A 23,362-nucleotide genomic window follows, 5' to 3' on the forward strand; every position below is an offset into this window, starting at 1 on the left:
CCCCATGGTCGGGGAAGGCGGTGGGGCGGGACAGCGGAGGAGGCGTACGGCGGTGACGGGCGAGGCGGTACGGCGCTGGCGGCCGGGCTTCCCGCTGGACGCGGCCCGCACCCTGCTGCCACTGCGGCGCGGCCCCGCCGACCCGGCGTACCGGACCACCGGCGACGGCGCGATCTGGCGGGCCTCCCGCACCCCGGCCGGGGTCGGCACGCTGCGGGTGCTGGCCCGCCCGGCCGACGGCGAGGTGGAGGCGCGGGCCTGGGGGCCGGGCGCCGACTGGCTGCTGGAGCGGCTGCCCGCGCTGCTCGGCGCGGAGGACGAACCGGCGGGCCTGGTGCTGCCGCCCGGCCCGCTGCGGGAGGCCCGGCGGCGGGCGGCCGGGCTCCGGCTCGGGCGCACCGGCCTGGTCCTGGAGTCGCTGGTGCCGGCGATCCTGGAGCAGAAGGTGACCACCGACGAGGCGTACCGCTCCTGGCGCACCCTGCTGCGGGACTTCGGCACCCCGGCGCCCGGCCCCGCCGAGGGCATGCGGGTGGCGCCGTCGGCCCGCGAGTGGGCGCTCGTCCCCAGCTGGGAGTGGCACCGCGCGGGGGTGGACCCGAAGCGCTCCGCCACCGTCCAGCGCGCCGTCCGGCTGGCACCCCGGCTGGAGGAGGCGTCCGCCCTCGGCCACGACGCCGCCTTCGCCCGGCTCACCGCCGTCCCCGGCATCGGCCTCTGGACGGCCGCCGAGACGCTCCAGCGCAGCAACGGCGACCCGGACGCGGTCTCGGTCGGCGACTACCACCTCCCCAACCTGGTCGGCTGGGCCCTGGCCGGCCGCCCCCGCAGCGACGACGCCCAGATGCTCGCCCTGCTGGAGCCCTACCGCCCGCACCGCCACCGGCTCTGCCGCCTCCTCCTCGCCACCGCCTCCCACGCCCCCCGCTACGGCCCCCGCCTGACCCCCAACGACCACCGGGGGCGATAGGCGACGGAACCTCCGGTGTACACCTGCGGGTGTACGCTCGATGCATGGCTGACGCACTGAGCATCCGTGAAGCCCGGGCCCACCTCGCCGAGGTCGTCACCAGGGCCGAGGCCGGCGAGATCACCGTGATCACGCGCAAGGGCGAACGCGTCGGGGCGGTGGTACCCATCGAGATCCTCGACGCCATAGAGGAGGCCGCGGACGAACTCGCCGCCCGCGAGGCCGAGCAGCACCGGGGCGATCCGACGGTGAGCATGGGCGAGCTGCTGGCGGACCTGTTCGACTCGCCCCCGGGCTCCGCCGGGAGCGCCGCGTGAAGTACGCGTTCCGCTTCACCACGCATGCCCAGCGCCAGTTGCGCACGATCGGCCAGGTCGAGGTGCTGCGGATCCTCACCGCGCTCACCGCGCTGGGAGACGACCCCTGCACCGACGGTCCTGACGTCAAGAAGCTGAGTGGCCACGACGGTCTCTACCGGCTGAGAGCCGGCGACTACCGCGTGATCTACGAGATCGACGGCGAGGTGCTGGTGATTCTCGTCGTGCACGTGGGCAACCGTCGTGATGTGTACCGCCGGCTCTGAGCCCTACCGCACCTCGATGAAGGCGTCGGCGGGCCGGGCGGGGCGGTCGCGCGGGGGTTCGGCGGGGCGGCCGACGGCGATGGCGCCCATCGGGTCCCAGCCGGCCGGGAGGTCCAGGGCGGCGCGGACGGTGTCGCGGCAGAACATCGTGGAGGAGACCCAGGCGGAGCCGTAGCCCTCGCCGGCCAGGGTGACCAGGAGGTTCTGCACGGCGGCGCCGATGGCGACGGTGAACATCTCACGTTCGGCGGTGGCACGGCGCTCGTCGGGGTAGTCGTGGGAGCCGTCCATCACCAGGCAGGGGACCACCAGGTAGGGCGCGTCGCGCAGGACGTCGCCGCGGGCGGTGCGGCGGGCGATCTTCGCGTCGTCCCAGCCGTCGAGCTCGCGCAGGTCCCGCCGCCAGGCGGCGAGCATCGCGTCCAGCAGCCCGGTCCTGGTCCCGGCGGACTCCAGCAGGACGAACCGCCAGGGGGTGGTGTGGTGCGGGGCCGGCGCGGTGACGGCGGCGGCGACCGCGCGGCGGACGGCGGCCCCGTCGACCGGCTCGGCGGTGAAGGAGCGGATGGTCCGCCGCAGGGTGACGGCCTGCCGCAGCGCCTCGGAGGTGCCGAGCCGGAACATGTCGTCGGCGGCCGGGCGGACCAGCGGCCGGGTGCCCTCGCCGTCCTCGGCGGTGACCAGCCGGGCCAGGCCCCGGACGACGGCGACCGGGACGCCGGTGGCCTTGCCCTTCACCAGGTCGGCGGCGGCGGCGAGTTCGTCGGCGGTGGCGGTGACGGTCGTGGCCAGTTCGTTGCCGTGGCTGTCGGTCCGGCCCCGGTGGTCCTCCAGGACGGACAGCCCGGCGGCGCCGATGGCGACGTCGGTGAGACCGTCGCGCCAGGGCCGGCCGAAGGTGTCGGTGACGACGACGGCGAGCCTTCGCCCGGTGAGGTGCTGGAGGCGGGCGCGCAGCGCGCGGGCGGAGGCGTCCGGGTCCTCGGGCAGCAGCAGCACGGTGCCGGGGGCGGTGTTGGAGGCGTCCACCCCGGCGGCGGCCATCACCAGGCCGTTGCGGTTCTCGACGATCCGGACCGGGCCGCGCCGGGCGACCACCCGGACGGTCTCGGCGTCGATCGCGGCCTCGCGGTCGGCGGCGTGCAGCAGCCGGCCCTCGGCCTTGCTGACGATCTTCGAGGTGACGAGCAGGATGTCGCCGTCCTCGTAGCTGTCGGCCTTGGCGATCAGCGCGGCGAGGTCGGCGCCGGCCTCGACCTCGGGCAGACCGGTGACGGGCAGGATCCGCAGGCTCACGCGCGGACCTGCTCGGCGAGCGCCAGCGCGGCCCGGGCCATCTCACCGGTGGCCGTGAGGTCGGTCATCAGCAGCGGGACGGCCCGGCAGGCGATGCCGCCGGCCTCGACCGCGGCGACCGAGGCCTCGTCCGCGGTGTCCACCAGCCAGCCGTCCAGGAGCGCGGAGCCGTAGTCGAGCGCCACCGCCTCGGCGGTGGCCTCGACGCCGACGGCGGCCAGCACCTTGTCGGCCATGCCGCGCACCGGCGCACCGCCGATGATCGGGGAGAGCCCGACCACGGGCGCGGCGGCGGCGGCCACGGCGGCCCGGATGCCGGGCACGGCGAGGATGGTGCCGATCGAGACGACCGGGTTGGACGGCGGGAAGAGGATCACGTCGGCGGCGGCGATCGCCTCCAGCACCCCGGGCGCGGGCTTGGCGGTGTCCGCGCCGACCGGGATGATCGCCTCGGCGGCCACCGCGGCGTGCAGCCGGACCCAGTACTCCTGGAAGTGGATCGCCCGGGTGCCGTCCTGGTCGGTGATCCGCACGTGCGTCTCGACCCGGTCGTCGCTCATCGGGAGCAGCCGCACGCCCGGCTTCCAGCGCACGCAGAGCGCCTCGGTGACCTGGCTCAGGGTGTACCCGGCGGTGAGCATCTGGCTGCGGACGAGGTGGGTGGCGAAGTCGCGGTCGCCGAGCCCGAACCACTCGGGGCCGACGCCGTACTCCTTCATCTCGGCCTTGATCGACCAGGTCTCGTCGGCCCGGCCCCAGCCCTGTTCCTCGTGGATGCCGCCACCGAGGGTGTACATCACGGTGTCGAGGTCGGGGCAGACCTTGAGGCCGAAGAGGTGGATGTCGTCGCCCGTGTTGCCGATGACGGTGATCTCGTCCTGCGGGCCGACGACCTCCCGGAGTCCGCGCAGGAAGCGCGCTCCGCCGATTCCGCCTGCCAGTGCCACGATGCGCATGCGCCCATCCTGCCACGGTCCGACTGCCCGTCAGCCCGGTCCGTCGGCCGGGTCGGCGGCGTGGCGTCAGTGGGCGTCGGCGCCCGCCTGGGTGCGCGGCTCGGCCTGCTGCTCGGGGACGGCGGTGGCCGCGTACTGGTTCATCGCGGTGAGGCCCGGCGTGTAGACGTGGATGGAGACCGCGGGCTCCAGCGAGCCGTTGACCACCTCGTGCAGGTAGCCGGAGGAGAACACCCGCTGCCCGCCGGGGCGCAGGGTCCGCGCGCCCTCGCCGGCGTGCGTCAGCGAGCGCTCGACCAGCTCGCCCTGGACGACGGTCATCACGCCGGAGGACTCGCCGTGGTCGTGGAAGCCGCTGCTCTGGCCGGGCAGCCAGCTGAGCAGCCAGACCTCGTAGCCGGGGCCGGTCTCCAGCCGGGCGTACCAGCGGGTGAGCGCGTCGTAGCGGACCAGCGGCTCCCAGCGGGCGCGGTCGGCGGCGATCTCGCGGGCCAGCTGGGCGTAGCCGGCGACGGTGGTGGGGTGGCCGGGCAGATCGGTGCGGGCCAGGTGCGGGAAGGCGAGCGGGTCGCCGGCGATGGAGACGTCGCTGAGGCCGTCGGCCCAGCGGCGGGCGGGGCGGGCGCCGGGCGCGGGGGCCGGGGTGGTCGGCGCGAGGCCTCGGCGGGCGAGCTTGTTGCGGTCGCGGTTCCGCTTGCGGATGCGGGTCATACGCACGGGAGTCGTCCTCGTATACGGCTGGTTCGTCAGGGGATCAGCCGGATCCGGGATGTCCTGGGGTGGGAATCGCGGGCGGCCTCTGTGCTTCCTGGGCGGCGCGCGGTGGGACTGCGGGCGCCTAGATACAGCAGGAACAGAGGCGACAACAGGAGTTCACGGCAGGGCGGAGCGCGGAACCGCTCCGGGGGCTGGCGAACTCTGACATGGGACAAAGGAGACCGCATCCGTAGGGGCGGTGTCAACTCGGGAGCTAGGACATTCGGGCGAGATCAGTCACGAACCACCGGATGGGGTGATAAATCACCCTCTATGTTTCGATGGGAAGATCGCCGGGAAGGCAGCCCGATGACCGACCTGTGGCGATGACCGTGTGTCACTCGGCGGATGGTTGCGGATGGTTCCTCGGCATCCGAGGCGTTCGGGCGGTAAGTCCGATGTGTCCAGATATGTACACTATTCGTAATGGCTTGGTGCCGGGGAGTGAATCCTGGCCCCAATACCAGAGCTCGGCTTGACTGAGCCAGAGTGACGCAACTGTAATTTCACTCGTGTCGTCCGCCGCACGAGGCAACGGCAACCACGGGGACGCCAATAGGGGCAGAGGAGGCGCGCCACATGAGCGAGCTCTTTGAGCTGTTGATCGGTGACGGCATCGAGGAGGACGAAGAGGAACTCGGTTGGCAGGAGCGCGCGTTGTGCGCCCAGACCGACCCGGAGTCCTTCTTCCCCGAGAAGGGCGGCTCCACCCGCGAGGCCAAGAAGGTCTGCCTCGCCTGTGAGGTCCGCTCCGAGTGCCTGGAGTACGCCCTCGCCAACGACGAGCGGTTCGGCATCTGGGGCGGCCTCTCCGAGCGCGAGCGCCGTCGGCTCAAGAAGAGCGCGGTCTGACCGGGTCGGCCCCTGACCCTCTCTGACTCTTCGACAACCGCACAGCAGGACGAGCGCCTCACCGTGCTGGTGGGGCGCTTTCGCGTTCCGGACATCCCCGCCGGACCGGGCGTACCGCCTCTGCACGGACACCGCGAACAACGAGGCCATCGAGAGCCGTTAGTGTGGTGCGCCATCCGGTTGCCGTTCACCGGCTGTGTCCACCGAGAACTGGGGCCCGCGCACGCGATGACCGTCTACAGCCACCAGAGCGGCTTCACCGCTGCCAGGCCGCCCGCCTATCCGCGTCACCTGGTCACCGCCGTGATCGTCTCGCACGACGGCGCCCGCTGGCTGCCGCAGGCCCTCGCCGGCCTGCTCGGCCAGGACCGCCAGGTCCAGCGCGTGCTCGCCGTCGACACCGGCTCCACCGACAACTCTCCGCAGTTGCTCGCCGACACCCTCGGCGACTGGCTCCCCGAGAGCGGCCCACTGATCCTCGGCCGCCGGGCCGGCTTCGGCACCGCCGTCGGCGAGGCCGTCGCGGGCGCCGCGCCGCTGCGCCCGGACGACCTCCCGTACCGGCTGGACCCCTCCGGCTACGACCCCGTCACCGGCGGCTGGGACGACTTCGGCGACCCGCTCGGCCACGAGGACGACCTCGGCCGCGGCGGCCCCCGCGAGACCCAGCCGGTCGAGTGGCTCTGGCTGCTTCACGACGACTGCGAACCGCAGACCGACGCGCTGCGCCGACTGCTCCAGGTGGCCGACTCCACCCCCAGCGCCGCCGTCGTCGGCCCCAAGCTGCGCAGCTGGTACGACCGCCGCCAGCTGCTGGAGGTCGGCGTCACCATCGCCCGCTCCGGTCGCCGCTGGACCGGGCTCGACCGCCGCGAGCAGGACCAGGGCCAGCACGACCAGGTCCGCCCGGTGCTCGCCGTCTCCACCGCGGGCATGCTGGTCAGGCGCGACGTCTTCGAGGAGCTCGGCGGCTTCGACCGGGCCCTGCCGCTGATGCGCGACGACACCGACTTCTGCTGGCGGGTCAACGCCGCCGGCCACCGCGTGGTGGTCGCCCCCGACGCCGTGCTGCGGCACGCCGAGGCCGCCAGCCGCGAGCGCCGCGCCATCGACTGCGGCCCCTCCCACCCGCACCGGCTGGACAAGGCCGGCGCCGTCTTCACCCTGCTCTCCAACACCAGGGGCCTGCTCTTCCCCTACGTCCTGCTGCGGCTGGTGCTCGGCACCCTGCTGCGGGTCGTCGCCAACCTGCTCGGCAAGGACCCGAAGCAGGCCTTCGACGAACTCGCCGGTCTCGGCCACGAGCTGATCCGGCTGCCCCGGCTGCTGGCCGCCCGCAAACGGCGCGCCCGCACCCGGGCCGCCGACGCCCTGGACGACCGGACGCTCTTCCCGGCGCCCGGGGCCACCGCCCGGCTCGCCGTCGAGGGCGTGGTCGGCGCGCTCGGCATCGGCGGCGGCGACGACGCCGGGGCCGGCCGGCACGGCTCGGTCGAGGCCGGACCGGGCGACGAGGAGTCCGAGGACCTGGTCGTCGAGCAGTTCACGCTGATCAAGAAGCTGGCCCGGCGCCCGGCGCCGGTCCTGTTCGCCGCCCTGCTGGTGTTCGCCCTGATCGCCTGCCGCGGCCTGCTCGGCGGCGGCGCCCTGTTCGGCGGTGCCCTGCTGCCCGCCACCGACGGCGCCTCCGGTCTCTGGGACATGTACGCCGGCGCCTGGCACCCCGTCGGCACCGGATCCACCGCCGCCGCACCCCCGTACCTCGGGGTGCTGGCGGTGCTCTCCTGGATCCTGTTCGACCACGCCGACCTCGCGGTCACCCTGCTGGTCGTCCTCTCGGTGCCGCTCGCCGCCGTCAGCGCCTACCTGGTCTCCCGGCCGCTGCTCGACTCCAAGCTGGTCCGGGCCTGGGCCAGTGCCACCTACGCCCTGCTGCCCGCCGCCACCGGCGCGCTCGCCCAGGGCCGGATCGGCACCGCCGTCCTCGCCGTCCTGCTGCCGCCGCTGGCCCGCGCCGCCGCGATCGCCGCAGGTCTCGGCATCCGCGCCGAGACCGCCGCCAAGGGCGCCCGGCCCGGCTGGCGCCCCGCCTGGATGACCGTCCTGCTGCTCACCCTGGCCACCGCGTTCGTCCCGCTGGTCTGGGCGCTGGCCGTGCCGCTCTGCCTGGCCATGCTGGCCATCGCGGTGGTCCGCGGCGGGGCGTTCGGCTCCGGCCTCGACGCGCTGCGCCTGCTCGGTCTGCGCGTCCTGCTGATCCTCGGGGTGCCGGTCCTGGTGCTCGCGCCCTGGTCGCTGCAGGTGCTCTCGCACCCCCAGCGGCTGCTGCTGGAGGCCGGCCTGCCCGGACTGCACGGCAGCGGCGCCGACGCGCTCGGCCTGGTGCTGGTCAACCCCGGCGGCGCCGGGGTGCCGCCGGTCTGGCTGTCGGCGGGCGTGGTGCTCGCCGCGCTGGCCGCCCTGCTGCGCGCCGACCGCCGCCGCGCCGTCCTCGCCGCCTGGGGCGCCGCCGGCGCCGGGATGGTCTTCGCGGTCGTGGTGGCCGGTACCTCCGTCACCCCCGCCTCCGGCGGCCCGGCCGTGCCCGCCTGGGCAGGCCCGGCCACCCTGCTCGCCGGCATCGCCCTGCTGGCCGCCGCGGCCATCGGCGCCGACGGCGCCAACGCCCGGGTGGCCGGCATCGCCTTCGGCTGGCGCCAGCCGGTCGCCGCGCTGGTGGTGGCCGCCGCCGTGCTCGCCCCGCTGGGCACCGGCATCTGGTGGGCCGTCACCGGCGCCGCCGGACCGCTGCACCGCGCCCAGTCCGCCCAGGTGCCCGCCTTCATCGCGGAGGAGGCCGGCACCACCGACCGCTCCCGCACCCTGCTCGTCACCGGCGACCCGAAGGGCGGCTCCGTCCGCTACGCCCTGGTGCGCGGGGCCGGCCTGACCCTGGGCCAGGCCGAGTCCACCGTGGACCCGGCCACCGGCACCGGGAGCGGCCTCGACAAGATGGTCGGCAGCCTGCTGGCCGGCTCCGGCGCCGACCAGGCCGGTGCGCTGGCCGGCTACGGCATCGCCTACGTGCTGGTGGACCAGCCGGTGATCGCCACCTTCAAGGACGTCCTGGACACCACCCCCGGCCTGGTCAAGGTCAACCAGGACGGCGCCGCCGCGCTCTGGCAGGTCAGCGGCACCCCCGCGACCCGCGCCGTGATCACCGCCCCGGGCACCGGCCCGGTCGTGGTCCCCTCCGGCGAGCGCGACCTCGACACCACCGTCCCGGCCGGCCCCGAGGGCCGGGTGCTGCGCCTCGCCGAGGCGGCCGCCCCCGGGTGGAAGGCCACCCTGGACGGCACCGCGCTGGAGTCCACCACCGTCGACGGCTGGGCGCAGGGCTTCAAGCTCCCGGCCGCCGGCGGCAAGCTGGTCGTCACCCGTGAGGGCAGCCTGCTGCACACCGGCTGGATCTGGGCCCAGCTGCTGCTCGGCCTGACCGTCCTGGTGCTGGCCCTGCCCGGCCGCCGCAGCCACAAGGACGACGACCTGCCCGAGGAGGTGGTGGCCGCCGCCGCGCTGGCCGCCGCGGCCCAGGCGCAGGCGCCCGCCCCCGGCAGCCGCCGGGCCCGCCGGATGGCCGAACGCGGCGAGGGCGGCGACGGCGGCCCCGACGACGGCGGGGTGTACGAGGGCCGGCCGGGTGCGATCCCGCACCAGGCCACCGGCGAGGCGCCGGTCGAGGCGGTCGAGGCGGCCGCCGCCGTCCAGGACGCCGAGCCGTACGCCGACCCGTACCAGACGTACCAGCAGGCCGACCCGTACAGCTACGACCCCTACACCGCCCAGCAGCCCGCGGCCGCCCCGTACGGCGGCCAGGGCCAGGGCCAGGGGTACGGCCAGGACGGCTACCAGCCGCAGGCCTACCCGCAGGGCGGCCAGCCGGGCTACGACGCCTACCAGCAGCAGGACCAGCAGTACGCCTACGACCCCTACCAGCAGGCCGAGCAGCAGCCGTGGGTACCGGGGCAGCCGCAGGCCGAGCCCTACTACGACCCGAACGACCCGAATGATCCGAACAACCCCAACGGGCCGGGCCGGTACCCGCACCACCACGGATCGGGGAGCTGACCCGCGATGAAGAAGCCCGCCTTCAAGAAGAAGCCCAAGGCCGAGGCCGTCGACGGCCGGGCCCCGGAGCAGTCCGCGGCCGCCGGGTCCGCCGGATCTTCGGGCTCCGCCCGGACGGCCGCAGGGGCCCCGGGGTCGTCGGGGTCCTCCGGGCCCTCCCGGGCCTCGGGGGGAACGAAGACCACCCAGTCGTTCCTGGCCGCCGCCGCCGTGCTCGCGGTGGTCTTCGGGGTCGCCGAGCTGCGCCCGCCGGCCGCGCCGGCCAAGGCCGACCAGGGCGGCACCGCCAGTACCGCGCAGGTCGAGCGGACGGCCGTGGTCTGCCCGCAGCCGCTCCAGGGCCTGACCGGCTCGACCACCCTCACCGCGTACACCCCGCCCGGCACCGGCGCCGCCACCGGCGGAGCCGGCTGGGCGGCCGACGCGGCGGCCCCCGCGACCGCTCCGACCGCCGCGCCGTCCGCCGCCCCGACCACGGCCGCCACCCCGGCGCCCGCCGCGTCCGGCGGCCCGGACAAGGGCGGCGCTCCCGCCGACGCCCGGCTGAACCTGGCCAAGCCCGGCACCCCCGTGGCCGCCCCCGCCGCCAACGGCGACACCGCCCCCGGTGCCGGGGCCGTCGCCACCGGCGCCTTCGCGCCCGGCTTCACCGTCACCCAGACCACCACCGTCACCGAGCAGCGCGGCCTGGGCCTGTCCGGCATCACCTGCACCCCGGCCGGCACCGGCTTCTGGTTCGCCGGGGCCAGCACCGCCGGCGACCGCACCGACTACGTCAGCCTGGTCAACACCGAGTCGACCGCCGCCGTCGTGGACATCAAGCTGTACGGCGACAAGGGCCTGATCGACAACGACGCCGCCAACGGCATCACCGTCGCTCCCGGCAGTTCGCAGTCCGTGCTGCTGCCGACCATCAGCAAGGGCGCGGTCACCGACCTCGCCGTGCACGTGGTCGCCCGCAGCGGCCGGATCGGCGCCGCCCTGCACGCCGCCGACGGCGGCAAGGGCGCCGACTGGATCCCCGCCTCCGCCGACCCGGCGCCCACCCAGGTGCTCCCCGGCCTGCCCGCCGACACCGCCGCCGCCCGCCTGATCGTCTGGGCGCCGCCGGAGGACGACGCCGACCTGAAGATCGAGCTCTCCGGCAAGAACGGCTGGTTCACCCCGGCCAGCAACGAGTCCATCCACGTCAAGGCCGGCATGGTGGCCGCCGTCGACCTCGGCAAGATCACCCGCGACGAGGTGGCCGGTCTGCGGCTCTCGCCCAGCGACGACAAGCACCCCACCCCGGTCGTGGCCGGCCTGCGGATCGACCGCACCGGCCAGAACGGCAAGTCGGACGCCGCCTGGCTGACCGGCACCGTGCCGGTCGGCGCCCGCGCCACCGTGGCCGACAACCGCGGCGGGGGCGCGTCCACGCTCTTCCTCACCTCCACCGGTGACGCCGCCACCGTCCGGGTCACCGCCTCGGCGGGCACCGGCGGCGGCACCCCGGCCACCAAGGACGTCGAGGTCCCGCCCGGCGGCACGGTCGCCCTCCCGGCCCCCGAGCCCGGCGGGCTGAACGGCAGCTTCGCGCTCACCGTGGAGACCGTCTCCGGCGGCCCGGTGGTGGCCGCCCGGATGCTCGCGATCCCCACCAAGGACGTGCCGATGTTCACCGTCCAGGCCCTGCGCGACGACCGCAGCAGCGTCAAGGTCCCGCAGGCCGCCCAGGACCCGGACGTCGTGCTGCGCTGACGCCGCGACACCCCGCGACACCGAGGGGCGGTACCCGGACGAACCCGGGTACCGCCCCTTCGCGCTGTCAGTCCTCGTCGTAGCGGGGGTCGATGGCGTCCGGCGACAGCCCCAGCAGCTCCGCCACCTGCTCGATCAGGATCTCGTGCACCAGCGCCGCGCGGTCCTCCCGCGACTTCGCCCGGATCTCCACCGGCCGCCGGTACACCACGATCTGGCTCTTGCGCCCCTGCCGGCCCGGCGACACCCGGCCCAGCGGCACCCCGCCGTCCGGGTCCGCGCCGTCCGCCTCGTGCAGCGGCACCTCCTGGACGGCGAACTCGACCTCGATCAACTGCGGCCAACGCCGTTCGAGACGCTCCACCGACTCGCGCACGTAGTCGTCGAACAACTCGGAGCGGGTGAGCGAGATCGGCACCTGCGGCGGCGCCAGCGGGCCGCGCAGGCCCCTGCCGTGCCGGTCGCGGTGCCGGGGGCGGCGCGAGGGCCCCGTCGATGACTGCGGTGCAGAGCTGTCCATATCACTGCCGAGGGTAGTCCTTGGACGGTCGGAAGTGGACCACTCCGACAGCGAATAGCGCCGGGCGACGGGTGCACGGACGGGCGCGCGGAGCGCGACACGGCACACCCTCCGGGCAGGCGGTCTTCGCTCCCCGGCGGGGAGTGCGGTACCGTCCACCCTCGTGAGCTCTGTACGTCGTTGTTCGCGGACCGCGTGCGGCCGGCCGGCCGTCGCGACGCTGACGTACGTCTACGCGGACTCCACCGCCGTGCTCGGCCCGCTCGCCACCTATGCCGAGCCGCACTGCTACGACCTGTGCGCCGAGCACGCCGAGCGGCTCACCGCCCCGCGCGGCTGGGAGGTCGTCCGGCTCGCCGCCGAGGCCGGGCCGCTGCGCCGCAGCAGCGACGACCTGGAAGCGCTCGCCAACGCCGTCCGCGAGGCCGCCCGCCCGCAGACCCCCCGTCAGGGCCGCGGGCCCGCAGGCGAATCCATCGAAGGCAGCCGCCGCGGCCACCTCCGCGTGCTGCGCTCGCCCGACAACTGACGCCCGGCCCGGACCACACCGCGCACGGACCGTTGGTCCGGCCCCGGTACGCTGCCCGTCTACCGCCGACCGAACGGCGCGGTACCCCGACCTATCGTGACCGGGGGCGACCAGCCCGCCGATCACACGCACACCGATCAGACAGAGACCAGGGTGGAGCCGCAGTGCGCGACCTCAAGCAGCTCGTGAAGGCGTACGACGTACGAGGCGTTGTCCCGGACCAGTGGGACGAGACCCTCGCGCGCGCCTTCGGCGCCGCGTTCGTGCGGGTCACCGGAGCGACCGCGATCGTGGTCGGCCACGACATGCGGCCCTCCTCGCCGTCCCTGAGCCGGGCCTTCGGCGAGGGCGCCGCCTCCTACGGCGCCGACGTCGTCGAGATCGGCCTCTGCTCGACCGACCAGCTGTACTACGCCAGCGGCAAGCTCGACCTGCCCGGCGCGATGTTCACCGCCAGCCACAACCCGGCCCAGTACAACGGCATCAAGCTCTGCCGCGCCGGCGCCGCCCCGGTCGGCCAGGACACCGGCCTGGCCGAGATCCGCGAGCTGGTCGAGTCCTGGACCGGCGAGGACGACACCGTCACCGTCCCGGCCGTGGACGTCAAGCCCGGCGCCCTGTCCGCGCAGGACACCCTGCGCGGCTACGCCGACCACCTGCTCGGCCTGGTCGACCTCAGCACGATCCGCCCGCTCAAGGTCGCCGTGGACGCCGGCAACGGCATGGGCGGCCACACCGTCCCCACCGTCTTCGACGGCCTGCCGATCGAGCTCGTCCCGATGTACTTCGAGCTGGACGGCACCTTCCCCAACCACGAGGCCAACCCGCTCGACCCGAAGAACCTGGTCGACCTCCAGGCCAAGGTCCGCGAGACCGGCGCCGACCTCGGCCTCGCCTTCGACGGCGACGCCGACCGCTGCTTCGTCGTCGACGAGCGCGGCGAGCCGGTCTCCCCGTCCGCCATCACCGCGCTGGTCGCCGTCCGTGAGATCGCCCGGGCGAAGGCCGCCGGCGAGGACGAGCCGACCGTCATCCACAACCTGATCACCTCCTGGACCGTCCCCGAGGTGGTCCGCGAGCTCGGCGGCAAGCCGGTCCGCACCCGGGTCGGCCACTCCTTCATCAAGCAGGAGATGGCCGTCACCGACGCCGTCTTCGGCGGCGAGCACTCCGCGCACTACTACTTCCGCGACTTCTGGCGCGCCGACACCGGCATGCTCGCCGCCCTGCACGTGCTGGCCGCCCTCGGCGGGCAGGACGGCACGCTCTCCGCGCTGACCGCCGAGTACGACCGCTACGCCGCCTCCGGCGAGATCAACAGCACCGTCGCCGACCAGGCCGACCGCTCGGCCGCCGTCCGCGCCGCGTACGCCGGCCTGGAGGGCACCACCGTGGACGAGCTGGACGGCCTCACCGTCGCCGGCCCCGACTGGTGGTTCAACCTGCGCGCCTCCAACACCGAGCCGCTGCTTCGCCTCAACGTCGAGGCCAGGGATCCGGCCAGGATGGCCGAGCTGCGGGACGGCGTGCTCGCCATCGTCCGCGCCTGACGCACAACCCGCGTGCCCCGGCCGGTAGGGTTTCCTCCTGGCCGGGGCACCGCCGTGCCACCCCCGAGATCTGGAGCCCGACACCTCATGAAGCTCGAATCCTTCCTGCTGGAGATCCTGGTCTGCCCGCAGTGCCGGGCCGCGCTCACCGAGGGCGGCACCGAGGAGCAGCCCGAACTGGTCTGCACCGGCGAGACCTGCGGCCTGGCGTACCCGGTCCGGGACGGCATTCCGGTGCTGCTGGTGGACGAGGCCCGCCGCCCGGCCTGATCCTTGGGGCGGACACCTCGGGGCGGACGGTCCGGGAGCGGACGCCCGCACCCGTCGGCCGCACCACCGCTCAGCCCGCAGCGCCCAGCCAGCAGCCGGAGGCCCGCCGCATGCTCGACGACACCCTGCTCGACGACCCGGCCGCCCTCCAGCGCGCCGACCACGACCGGGCCCTGCTCGCCCTGGCCGGCTCCGGCGCCCGGGTCCGCACCGCGCTGCGGCTCGCCGAGGCGGCCGGCGTCGACCGGCTCCGCCCGGACGGCCGTCCGCGCGCCGTCCTGGTGGCCGGCCACGGCAGCGCCCTGACGGCGGGCGAGATCCTCGCCGTCCTGGCGGGCACCGCCAGCCTGGTCGCCCCGCTGCCGCCGACCGACGTCGCGGCCGTGCCACGGGTGGACCGCGCCACCGCGCCGCCGGTCTTCACCGCCGGGCTGGCCTGGCAGCTCCCCGGCTGGGTCGGGCCGCTGGACCTGCTGGTCATCAGCTCCGCCGACGGCGGCGAACGGGGCCTGATCGGCCTCGCCGAGCAGGCGTACGCGCGGGGCTGCGCCCTCGTCGTCACCGCCCCCGCCGGCAGCCCGCTGGCCGAGGCCGCCCTCCAGGTGCGCGCGCTGCCGCTGCCGTACGTGCCGTCCAACCTCCCCGAGGCCGAGACGCCGCCGGGACCGTCCGCCGAGCCGGACCTGCCGGCCGAGGACCCGGCCGCGCTCTGGGCCCACCTCACCCCGCTGCTCGCGCTCGCCCAGAAGCTCGGGGTCACCCAGCTGCCGTACGACGCGCTGCCGGCCACCGCCGACCTGCTCGACGCGACCGCCGTCCGCTGCCGCCCGGACGCCGCCGCGTACACCAACCCCGCCAAGAGCCTGGCCGCCCGGCTGGCCGGGACCGTCCCGCTGCTCTGGGCCGAGGGGCCGGTGGCCGGGGCCGCCGCCGGCCGGTTCGCCGCCCAGCTCGCCGACCGGGCCGGGCGCCCGGCGCTGGCCGGGCCGCTGCCGCAGGTGCTCACCGCGCACCGCGGCATGTTCACCGGCCAGCTCGGCGCGGGCGCCGACCCCGACGACTTCTTCCGCGACCGGGTGGACGAGCCGGACCCGCTGCACCTCCAGGTCCTGCTGCTGCGCCACGTCCCCGGGGGCGTGGGCGGGTCCGGCGGTCCCGGTGATCCCGGCGAGCAGGACGGCGGCGGCCCGGTCGAGGTGCCGGAGGACGACGAGGGCCCGCGCGGGTTCGGGGCCTCCCGGGCGCACCGGCTGGCCGCCGCCCACGACGTCCGGCTCACCGAGTACGCCAGCACCCGGCCCGATCCGCTGCACGCGCTGGCCGACCTCGTGGCCCTCACCGACTTCGCCGCCGTCTACCTGGGGCTCGCGGCGGTGCAGTCCTGAGGCCGTTCCCGGCGGCCCGGTACCGTATGCGCTCGACGACTCCGACCGGGACGGATCCGGCGGAGCGGAGCGCGGGCTGTGTGGACGGCCCCCCGACGGAGGGACCCTCCTCAGCATGAGCACCGAAGGCGGTACCAAGGCACTGGTCGCGGCCCTGTCCGCGAACCTCGCGATCGCGGTGGCCAAGTTCACCGCCTTCGGCTTCACCGGCTCCTCCTCGATGCTGGCCGAGGGCGTGCACTCGGTCGCCGACTCCGGGAACCAGGTGCTGCTGCTGATCGGCGGCAAGCGGGCCCGCCGGGAGGCGGACGAGGAGCACCCCTTCGGCTACGGCCGCGAGCGCTACATCTACGGCTTCCTGGTCGCCATCGTGCTGTTCAGCGTCGGCGGTCTGTTCGCGATCTACGAGGGCTGGCACAAGATCAGCCACCCGGAGGAGCTGGACTCCTGGTACTGGGCGGTCGGCGTGCTGCTCTTCGCCATCGGGATGGAGGGCTGGTCCTTCCTGACCGCGATGCGCGAGTCGGCGAAGGCCAAGGGCGGGCAGGGCTGGGTGCAGTTCATCCGTACCGCCAAGGCCCCCGAGCTGCCCGTGGTGCTGCTGGAGGACGCCGGCGCGCTGATCGGTCTGGTGCTCGCGCTGCTGGGCGTCTCGCTCACCGTGATCACCGGGGACGGCGTCTGGGACGGCGCCGGCACCCTCTGCATCGGCATCCTGCTGGTGGTGATCGCCGTGGTGCTGGCCCTGGAGACCAAGTCGCTGCTGCTCGGCGAGTCCGCCGACAAGGACTCGGTCCGCAGGATCCGCGAGGCGCTGGTGGACCACGACTCCGTCACCCGGGTCATCCACATGCGGACCCTGCACCTGGGCCCGGAGGAACTGCTGGTCGCCGCCAAGATCGGGGTGAACGCGGAGGACACCGCCGCCCAGGTGGCCGAGGCCATCGACGCCGCCGAGGCACGGGTCCGCCAGGCCGTCCCGATCGCCCGGGCGATCTACCTGGAACCGGACGTCTACAGCGCCGAGAAGGCCGCCCAGGGTGACGACCCGGCGGCCACCCCCGGCGGCCCGGGGCTCACGGCGCACTGACGATATTTCGCCCAAAGTCCTTGGGCCGGGCTCTCGTTCCGCTGGAGAGCGGGGCCTCCCCCGGCCGAAAAACGGTCATCCCGAGCCGCCCGTCCGGACCGCCGGTGTAGATTCGTCACCAGAGCCAGAACGTCGCTGCTGATGGCGGTCGATCGGCGGTCCGCACTCGTGCGGGTGCCCGCCGGTCGAGGGAGAGAGGTCCTCCGACGGTTTGTGCTGCGCAGCAGGGAGCCGGTCCTCCACGGACCGGGCACCCCGGCGTTGCCGCGCACCCGTGCAGCCCCGCCGTGCCGCAACGCACGCCAGGACCGTGGCCATGCCCCACCCCATCAGCGAGGAGCAGACGCATGTCGACCGACATCACCGGTGACTTCAAGGTCGCCGACCTTTCCCTGGCGCCGTTCGGGCGCAAGGAGATCCAGCTGGCCGAGCACGAGATGCCCGGCCTGATGGCGATTCGCGCGGAGTACGCCGCTTCGCAGCCGCTGGCCGGCGCCCGGATCACCGGTTCGCTGCACATGACCGTGCAGACGGCGGTGCTGATCGAGACCCTGACGGCGCTGGGCGCCGAGGTCCGCTGGTGCTCGTGCAACATCTTCTCGACCCAGGACCACGCGGCCGCGGCGATCGCGGTCGGTCCGGAGGGCACCCCGGAGAACCCGCAGGGCGTGCCGGTGTTCGCCTGGAAGGGCGAGACCCTGGACGAGTACTGGTGGTGCACCGAGCAGGCGCTGACCTGGCCGAACGGCAAGACCCCGAACATGATCCTGGACGACGGCGGCGACGCGACGCTGCTGATCCACAAGGGTGTGGAGTTCGAGAAGGCCGGGGCCGCGCCGGACCCGTCGACCGCGGACAACGACGAGTTCCGGATCATCCTGGAGCTGCTCAACCGCACCCTGGTCGAGACGCCGAACAAGTGGACCGAGGTCGCCGCCACGATCAAGGGCGTGACCGAGGAGACCACCACGGGCGTCCACCGCCTGTACGAGATGCACCGTGACGGCAACCTGCTGTTCCCGGCGATCAACGTCAACGACTCGGTGACGAAGTCGAAGTTCGACAACAAGTACGGCTGCCGGCACTCGCTGATCGACGGCATCAACCGCGCCACCGACGTGCTGATCGGCGGCAAGGTCGCGGTCGTCGCCGGCTACGGCGACGTGGGCAAGGGCTGCGCGGAGTCGCTGCGCGGCCAGGGCGCCCGGGTGATCGTCACCGAGATCGACCCGATCTGCGCGCTGCAGGCCGCGATGGACGGCTACCAGGTCGCGACGCTGGAAGACGTGGTGGAGACGGCCGACATCTTCATCACCACGACCGGCAACAAGGACATCATCATGGCCTCGCACATGGCCCGGATGAAGCACCAGGCGATCGTGGGCAACATCGGCCACTTCGACAACGAGATCGACATGGCCGGTCTGGCGAAGCTGCCGGGTGTGGTGAAGACCGAGGTGAAGCCGCAGGTCCACGAGTGGCGCAAGGAGGACGGCCGGACGATCATCGTGCTGTCCGAGGGGCGTCTGCTGAACCTGGGCAACGCGACCGGCCACCCGTCGTTCGTGATGTCCAACTCCTTCGCGAACCAGACGATCGCCCAGATCGAGCTGTTCACGAAGACCGAGCAGTACCCGATCGGCGTCTACGTGCTGCCGAAGCACCTGGACGAGAAGGTCGCGCGGCTGCACCTGGACGCGCTGGGCGTGAAGCTGACCACCCTGAGCCAGGACCAGGCCGACTACATCGGCGTCCCGGTCGAGGGCCCGTACAAGGCGGACCAGTACCGCTACTGATCCGTTGACCCGACGGCCGCGGCCGGTGCCCCTGCTCAAGGGGTGCCGGCCGCGGCCGCGTTCAGCGGGTGTCAGCGCAGGACGTCGGTGACCCAGGCGCTGTCGTCGAGCCCGAGCGCCTGGATGCGGTCGAGCACCGCCGGTACGCCGCCGAGCCGCTCCAGCGACGGCGGCGGGTCCTCCGTCATCTGGGCGCAGACCCGCACGCCGCGGTCGACCGAACAGAGCGGCACGTAGCGGCCGTAGCTGCCGGGGGTGGTGGGAGTGGGGCTCGGCCCGGGCACGTCCGGCCTCAGGGTGACCGCGAGGGTCCGGCCGTCGACCCGGAGCACCAGATCGAACGACCAGTCGTCCGTGCCCGGATCCGACCGCAGGAGGCGCGCCTCGGCCACCTTGACCACGCCGGGCAGGTCGGTGATCCGCAGCGGCAGGGGGACGTCCCAGTGCCCGTACCGGACGTCGGCCGCGACCCGGTGCAGGACGTCCCGGGAGACGTCCTCCGGCCGGCCGCCGTGGGCCGTGATCTCCGCCCAGCGACCCGAGGGCGTCAGCCAGCGCAGCATCACGGCGTTGGGTTCCCGGTCACTGAGGGGGAGCGCCCAGTAGGCCTTCTTCCCGTTGACCGGCGGGGCCTCCTCCTCGGCCAGTGGCCATCCGCCCGGATCCCTCTCCACGGGCTCGGACCCGGCCGGGTAGAGCGAGAGCAGGATCTGGGGGGCGTCGGACCCCTTGCCCCGGGCCGCGATGTGGCCGTCGGCGTCGGACGGGCCGATGATCTCGGCGTCCGGCGGGTTGTAGCTGATGCCGGTCCGGCCGCCGACCCAGTCCGGCAGCCAGCCGAACCGGACCTCCGTGGTGAGCGGGTCGGCACCGAGGTACGTCATGGGCGGTGACGGGGAGACGACCGGCACGGCGGGCGCCGGGGCGCCACCGGGCGCCTGGAGGAGCAGTGAGGCGGCCAGGGCCACCACCGTGGCGGCGGCCGCAGCCCCGACGGCGGCCCGCCGCCGGCGGCGCAGCCGGGCCCGGCCCTGGACGATCGCCCAGGCGGTGTCGAGGGCGGTGGGCGGTGCGGGCTGGTCGGCCAGGGCGATCAGCTGCTCGGTCAGGTCGCGAGGCTTGTCGGTCGTCATGGCGTCCTCTCGGTGGCGACGGGGAGGGCGGCGAGGGTGTGCCGGAGCGTCGCGAGGCCGCGCGAGGTCTGGCTCTTGACGTTGCCCGACGAGCAGCCCATCGCCTCGGCCGCCTGGTCGACCGTCAGATCGCAGTAGTAGCGGAGCACCACGGTGGCCCGCTGGCGCGGGGGCAGCGTGGCGAGGGCCTGCCGCAGGTCGAGAGAGGCGTCGAGGTCGGGGCCGACGGCGGCCGCGTCCAGCTCCCGGTCGGTGCCGCTGCGGGTGGTCCGCCGCCACCAGGACGAGCGCTGCTCGGCCAGGAAGATGTTGACCAGCACCCTGCGGGCGTAGCCGTCGAGGTTCTCCATCCGTCCGGCCCGTGGCCAGTTGATGTAGAGCCTGGTCACGCTCTCCTGGACCAGGTCGTCCGCGCGGTGCCAGTCCCCGCACAGCAGATAGGCGACCTTGCGCAGCCAGCCGCTCCTGGTCGCCACGTACTCGGTGAACTCCGTTTCGCGTGCCTGCCCCGCCATCCCCGCCCCCCTTCCTCCGGATCGGAGGCGCGGATCCGCGCCGCCCACCCCCCTAATGCGGGCACCCGCCGTAAACGTTGCATGCCGACCGGGCCGGACCGCCCACGTAGGCTTCGGACCATGCCCAACGGCCGGTACTCGCTCCACGACACCCATGACCACGTGCTGCTCGGGGAGGAGCGCTTCAGCTGCGCGCCCGGGCCGGCCGGCTGGCGGTACGTCTCCAAGACGTACGGGCCGGACGGCCAGGTCGTCGGCACCGTCGACCTGACGCTGGACTCGCGCAGCCGTCCGCTGCGGATGGAGCTGCGGGCGGGCGGCTGGCAGGTGCGCGGCGGGGCCGTCGACGGGGTGGCGTGGGTGCGCACCGACGCGGCGGACCCGGCCGGGGAGCACGCGACGGAGGGCCACGACCGAGCGCACGGCTTCACCGGGCGCTCGCCGGCCTTCCTGGTCGCGACCGCCCGGCTGCTACGGCTGGGGGAGGGGGCCAGTGCGCGGGTGCGGCTGGTCGCGTTCTCCGAACCGGTGCTGGCGCCGCGCACCTTCGACCAGGGGTGGCTGCTGGAGGGGGTGGAGACGCACCGGACCGACTCGGGGCCGCTGCTGGTCGAGCGGTACCAGGTGGCCGACCTGGAGACGGGCGAGCAGCAGGTGGTCCACCTCGCGGGGGACGTGGTGCTGGCGGCCGCCGGGGTCGAGCTGGAGGAGCTGGCGTCGCCGCCGAACGCCTGGCCGGCCGGGTTCGGGGGCTGAGCGGCGGTGGGCCGAGCGGTTGAGCCCGGGGCGTCAGGCCGGCGGGGCGAAGCCCGTGCCGGGGGACTGCGGCGGGGCGGGGGCGGGCGCCGCAGGGGCCCCGGTCGCGCTGGGCACCGTGGGAGCCGCAGCGGCGGTGGGTGTCGCGGGGGCGGCCGGGGCCGGCTGCCGGTACGACGCGTGGCCCTGCGCCCTGGTCCACTCCCGGCGCTGCCGCTCGGTCAGCACCGCACCGAGGTAGGCCGCCGGGTGCAGCCCGTACGGGACCGGGTGCCCGGTGCGGGCGGAGAGGTCGTCGGCGAGCCGGGCGGACATCTGGTGCGCCACCGCCGGGTCCAGCTCGCCGATCCGCCCGAGCAGCTGGCGGACCGCCAGCCAGAGCGGCTCCGGCACGGCGGAGAGATCCATCGCGACCAGCTCGGCGCCCATCGCCTGCAACAGCTGCGGGTGCACCACCGGCAGGGCGGTCGCGGCGCCGCCGCCCGGCACCCGCTCGCGGACCACCAGCGTCCCCGCGAAGATGTCGCCCAGTCGCTTGCCGTCCGAGGACACCGCCGAGCAGATCGCGGCCGGCACCCCGCTCAGCGCGACGATCTCGAAGAAGCCGACCAGGCCGCGCACCAGCGAGTGCCGGAACCGCACCGGCCCGCCGTCGCTGCGTACCACCCGCAGGCCCAGGGCGGCCTTGCCGAGCGAACGTCCGCGGGTGAGGGTCTCGACCATGACGGGCAGGGCGACCATGAAGAACACCAGCAGCCCGAGCGTGAGGGCGGCGAAGGCCGCGCTGTCGAGCCCGGTGAGGACGATGCCCAGGATCAGGGACGACAGCACCAGTGCGGCCGACTGCACGATCAGGTCCAGTGCGATGGCCAGCGCCCTGCTGGGAAGCTTCGCCGTGCGCAGGCCGAGGACGACCGCCTCACCCGTCACCAGGTCGCTCAAGACACCCGTCCGTTCCCATTGGTGGTCCGTGGGGGAGGGGACGTCCGTCGGATCGTCCCCCACGACCCCGATCTGCAGTCGTCAACATACGGGGCCGCGCACCCGTGCGGGAAGTGAGGTCCCGGCGGCCGGGGCGGCCCCGTCGGCTGGCATGCTGGGCCGCACCCGCACCCGACTGCCCCGCGCGCCCCGCGCCGACCCTGGAGCCGCCGAATGGACCTGGACGTCTTCGTCGCCACCCACCAGGGGGAGTGGGCCCGGCTGGACGCCCTCGCCAGGAACCGCCGGCTCAGTGGTGAGGAGGCCGACGAGCTCGTCACCCTCTACCAACGCGCCACCGGCCACCTGGCCAAGGTCCAGGCCGCCGCGCCCGACCCCACCCTCGAAGGCCGGCTCACCAGCCTGGTCTCCCGGGCCCGCGACGCGGTCACGGGCAGCCGCAGCAGCGGCTGGCGGGACGTCGCGCGGTACTACACGGTGAGCTTCCCGGCCGCGCTCCACCGCTCGCGCCGCTGGTGGCTGCCGGTCGCCGTGCTCTCTCTGCTCGCCACCGCCGTGGTCGCCTGGTGGGTGGCCGCGCACCCGGAGGTCCGCAACAGCCTGGCCACGCCGGAGACGCTGCGGGAGATGACCAGGCCCGGCGGCGAGTACGAGGCGTACTACTCGGACCGCCCGGCCGGTTCCTTCGCGGCGCAGGTCTGGACGAACAACGCCTGGATCGCGGTGCAGTGCCTGCTCTACGGCATCGCGCTCGGCATCCCCGTGCTCTTCGTGCTGTGGACCAACGTCCTCAATCTCGGCCTCGGCATCGGCCTGATGGCCTCGGCGGGCCGGCTCGACGTCTTCCTCGGCCTGCTGATTCCACACGGCCTGCTGGAGCTGACCGCCGTCTTCGTGGCCGGCGGCCTGGGCCTGCGCCTCGGCTGGACGATCATCGACCCGGGCCCGCGCACCCGCGGGACGGCGCTGGCCGAACAGGGCCGGTCCATCATCGGGATGGCCATCGGCCTGACGACCGTTCTGGCCGTCTCCGGTGTCCTGGAAGCCTTTGTGACCCCGTCCGGCCTTCCCACCTGGGCGCGTATCGCGATCGGAGCCGCCGCGGAGGTGGCGTTCCTGTTGTACGCCCTCGTCCTGGGCCGGAAGGCCGCCGCGGCCGGCGAAACCGGCGATCTGGACGCGGCCGACCGGGCGGACCTGCAGCCGGTCGCGGCCTGAGCCGATGTGATCCACAGGCCTCTGACCTGGTACTGTTCTCACATCCCAGCAAAACCATTGACGTGGTGGCGGTGGGCTAGTAGGTTTGAACGGTTGAGACCGACTGGACAACGGTCGGGCTCGGGCGCTAGTGTCTGCGACACCGCCGAACGAGGCCAGCGTGTTTTACGAATGCGCTCCCTCCGACGAGGTAAATTCCGGAACTGAGCACACCGAAAGCTTTGATAAGCTTCGGAGCGAAGTGAAGGAAATCCCCCCAGCGGGAATTCAGGGAAACAAACGCCGGTCAAACCGGCAGCGCGGATCTGATAAGCTGGGAACACGAAAGAACGAAGCGCCCGGAGGGCCCGCTGGAAGGCGGCCTGAAGGAAGTGTCCGTTCCTTGAGAACTCAACAGC

At 74.2% G+C, this 23,362-nt stretch carries 21 protein-coding genes; 14 read left to right on the top strand and 7 right to left on the bottom strand.

All coding sequences use genetic code 11. From position 1 onward, the window contains the following. Nucleotides 1–4: 4 nt before the first annotated feature. From ACIO5D_RS06880 to ACIO5D_RS06890, 3 genes are read left to right on the top strand one after another with little or no spacing between them, the layout of a single operon-like run. Nucleotides 5–970, top strand: a complete 966-nt coding sequence (locus ACIO5D_RS06880; RefSeq protein WP_400653291.1) for a DNA-3-methyladenine glycosylase family protein — start codon at nt 5–7, stop codon at nt 968–970. A 44-nt stretch (nt 971–1,014) separates the two neighbouring features. Then, nucleotides 1,015–1,287 carry a type II toxin-antitoxin system Phd/YefM family antitoxin gene (locus tag ACIO5D_RS06885; RefSeq protein WP_400653292.1) on the top strand — a complete coding sequence of 91 codons (273 nt, stop codon included), beginning with the start codon at nt 1,015–1,017 and terminating at the stop codon, nt 1,285–1,287. Next, nucleotides 1,284–1,553 carry a type II toxin-antitoxin system RelE/ParE family toxin gene (locus tag ACIO5D_RS06890; RefSeq protein ID WP_363613127.1) on the top strand — a complete coding sequence of 90 codons (270 nt, stop codon included), beginning with the start codon at nt 1,284–1,286 and terminating at the stop codon, nt 1,551–1,553. The genes ACIO5D_RS06885 and ACIO5D_RS06890 overlap by 4 nt, the downstream gene beginning before the upstream one ends. Before the next feature lie 3 nt (nt 1,554–1,556). Here ACIO5D_RS06890 and ACIO5D_RS06895 read toward each other — a convergent pair whose 3' ends face one another. From ACIO5D_RS06895 to ACIO5D_RS06905, 3 genes are all read right to left on the bottom strand, one after another. Then, nucleotides 1,557–2,849: a coenzyme F420-0:L-glutamate ligase gene (locus ACIO5D_RS06895; RefSeq protein ID WP_400794142.1), complete on the bottom strand. Its 1,293-nt coding sequence runs from the start codon at nt 2,847–2,849 to the stop codon at nt 1,557–1,559. Then, a complete protein-coding gene (gene cofD, locus ACIO5D_RS06900) occupies nt 2,846–3,805 on the bottom strand; it encodes a 2-phospho-L-lactate transferase (protein ID WP_400794144.1) in 960 nt (319 codons plus the stop codon). Before cofD ends, ACIO5D_RS06895 begins: the two co-directional genes overlap by 4 nt. Before the next feature lie 66 nt (nt 3,806–3,871). Further along, a complete protein-coding gene (locus ACIO5D_RS06905; RefSeq protein ID WP_363613121.1) occupies nt 3,872–4,522 on the bottom strand; it encodes a cysteine dioxygenase family protein in 651 nt (216 codons plus the stop codon). A 618-nt stretch (nt 4,523–5,140) separates the two neighbouring features. Here ACIO5D_RS06905 and ACIO5D_RS06910 point away from each other — a divergent pair. From ACIO5D_RS06910 to ACIO5D_RS06920, 3 genes are all read left to right on the top strand, one after another. After that, nucleotides 5,141–5,413, top strand: a complete 273-nt coding sequence (locus ACIO5D_RS06910; protein WP_238862849.1) for a WhiB family transcriptional regulator — start codon at nt 5,141–5,143, stop codon at nt 5,411–5,413. A gap of 228 nt (nt 5,414–5,641) precedes the next feature. Further along, the gene (locus ACIO5D_RS06915; protein ID WP_400653296.1) at nt 5,642–9,520 is read left to right on the top strand and encodes a glycosyltransferase; all 3,879 of its coding nucleotides are present in this window, start codon (nt 5,642–5,644) and stop codon (nt 9,518–9,520) included. Nucleotides 9,521–9,526: 6 nt separating this feature from the next. Continuing rightward, a complete protein-coding gene (locus tag ACIO5D_RS06920; RefSeq protein ID WP_400794146.1) occupies nt 9,527–11,260 on the top strand; it encodes a DUF5719 family protein in 1,734 nt (577 codons plus the stop codon). 67 nt (nt 11,261–11,327) lie between these two features. Here ACIO5D_RS06920 and ACIO5D_RS06925 read toward each other — a convergent pair whose 3' ends face one another. After that, nucleotides 11,328–11,780: a metallopeptidase family protein gene (locus ACIO5D_RS06925; RefSeq protein ID WP_363613113.1), complete on the bottom strand. Its 453-nt coding sequence runs from the start codon at nt 11,778–11,780 to the stop codon at nt 11,328–11,330. A 163-nt stretch (nt 11,781–11,943) separates the two neighbouring features. Here ACIO5D_RS06925 and ACIO5D_RS06930 point away from each other — a divergent pair, with 163 nt between their 5' ends. From ACIO5D_RS06930 to ahcY, 6 genes are all read left to right on the top strand, one after another. Further along, the gene (locus ACIO5D_RS06930) at nt 11,944–12,309 is read left to right on the top strand and encodes a DUF3499 domain-containing protein (RefSeq protein WP_363613111.1); all 366 of its coding nucleotides are present in this window, start codon (nt 11,944–11,946) and stop codon (nt 12,307–12,309) included. A 164-nt stretch (nt 12,310–12,473) separates the two neighbouring features. Continuing rightward, nucleotides 12,474–13,859 carry a phosphomannomutase/phosphoglucomutase gene (locus tag ACIO5D_RS06935; RefSeq protein WP_400794148.1) on the top strand — a complete coding sequence of 462 codons (1,386 nt, stop codon included), beginning with the start codon at nt 12,474–12,476 and terminating at the stop codon, nt 13,857–13,859. An 87-nt stretch (nt 13,860–13,946) separates the two neighbouring features. Continuing rightward, complete coding sequence (locus tag ACIO5D_RS06940; protein WP_363613107.1) at nt 13,947–14,129, top strand: Trm112 family protein; 183 nt, start codon at nt 13,947–13,949, stop codon at nt 14,127–14,129. Between the two features lie 110 nt (nt 14,130–14,239). Further along, on the top strand, nt 14,240–15,514 hold the full coding sequence (locus ACIO5D_RS06945; protein WP_400794150.1) for an SIS domain-containing protein: 1,275 nt from the start codon (nt 14,240–14,242) through the stop codon (nt 15,512–15,514). Between the two features lie 115 nt (nt 15,515–15,629). Then, nucleotides 15,630–16,604, top strand: a complete 975-nt coding sequence (locus ACIO5D_RS06950; protein WP_363613103.1) for a cation diffusion facilitator family transporter — start codon at nt 15,630–15,632, stop codon at nt 16,602–16,604. Between the two features lie 347 nt (nt 16,605–16,951). Further along, nucleotides 16,952–18,400, top strand: a complete 1,449-nt coding sequence (gene ahcY, locus ACIO5D_RS06955) for an adenosylhomocysteinase (RefSeq protein ID WP_363613101.1) — start codon at nt 16,952–16,954, stop codon at nt 18,398–18,400. Between the two features lie 71 nt (nt 18,401–18,471). On the opposite strand, the gene ACIO5D_RS06960 is transcribed toward ahcY, so the two are convergent. Beyond that, complete coding sequence (locus ACIO5D_RS06960; protein WP_400794152.1) at nt 18,472–19,533, bottom strand: hypothetical protein; 1,062 nt, start codon at nt 19,531–19,533, stop codon at nt 18,472–18,474. Beyond that, nucleotides 19,530–20,048 carry a SigE family RNA polymerase sigma factor gene (locus tag ACIO5D_RS06965; RefSeq protein ID WP_400653305.1) on the bottom strand — a complete coding sequence of 173 codons (519 nt, stop codon included), beginning with the start codon at nt 20,046–20,048 and terminating at the stop codon, nt 19,530–19,532. Before ACIO5D_RS06965 ends, ACIO5D_RS06960 begins: the two co-directional genes overlap by 4 nt. Before the next feature lie 120 nt (nt 20,049–20,168). Between ACIO5D_RS06965 and ACIO5D_RS06970 the strand changes: the two genes are divergently transcribed. Next, nucleotides 20,169–20,804 (top strand): hypothetical protein, encoded by a 636-nt coding sequence (locus tag ACIO5D_RS06970; protein ID WP_400653307.1) that lies wholly within the window; start codon nt 20,169–20,171, stop codon nt 20,802–20,804. A gap of 33 nt (nt 20,805–20,837) precedes the next feature. On the opposite strand, the gene ACIO5D_RS06975 is transcribed toward ACIO5D_RS06970, so the two are convergent. Continuing rightward, nucleotides 20,838–21,746, bottom strand: a complete 909-nt coding sequence (locus ACIO5D_RS06975; RefSeq protein WP_400794154.1) for an RDD family protein — start codon at nt 21,744–21,746, stop codon at nt 20,838–20,840. Nucleotides 21,747–21,959: 213 nt separating this feature from the next. On the opposite strand from ACIO5D_RS06975, the gene ACIO5D_RS06980 reads away from it, so the two are divergent. Next, nucleotides 21,960–22,964 (top strand): stage II sporulation protein M, encoded by a 1,005-nt coding sequence (locus tag ACIO5D_RS06980; RefSeq protein ID WP_400794156.1) that lies wholly within the window; start codon nt 21,960–21,962, stop codon nt 22,962–22,964. Nucleotides 22,965–23,362 lie beyond the last annotated feature (398 nt).

Origin of the sequence: Kitasatospora sp. NPDC087315 (genome assembly GCF_044744345.1) — a bacterium.
In the GTDB taxonomy this organism is placed as follows: domain Bacteria; phylum Actinomycetota; class Actinomycetes; order Streptomycetales; family Streptomycetaceae; genus Kitasatospora.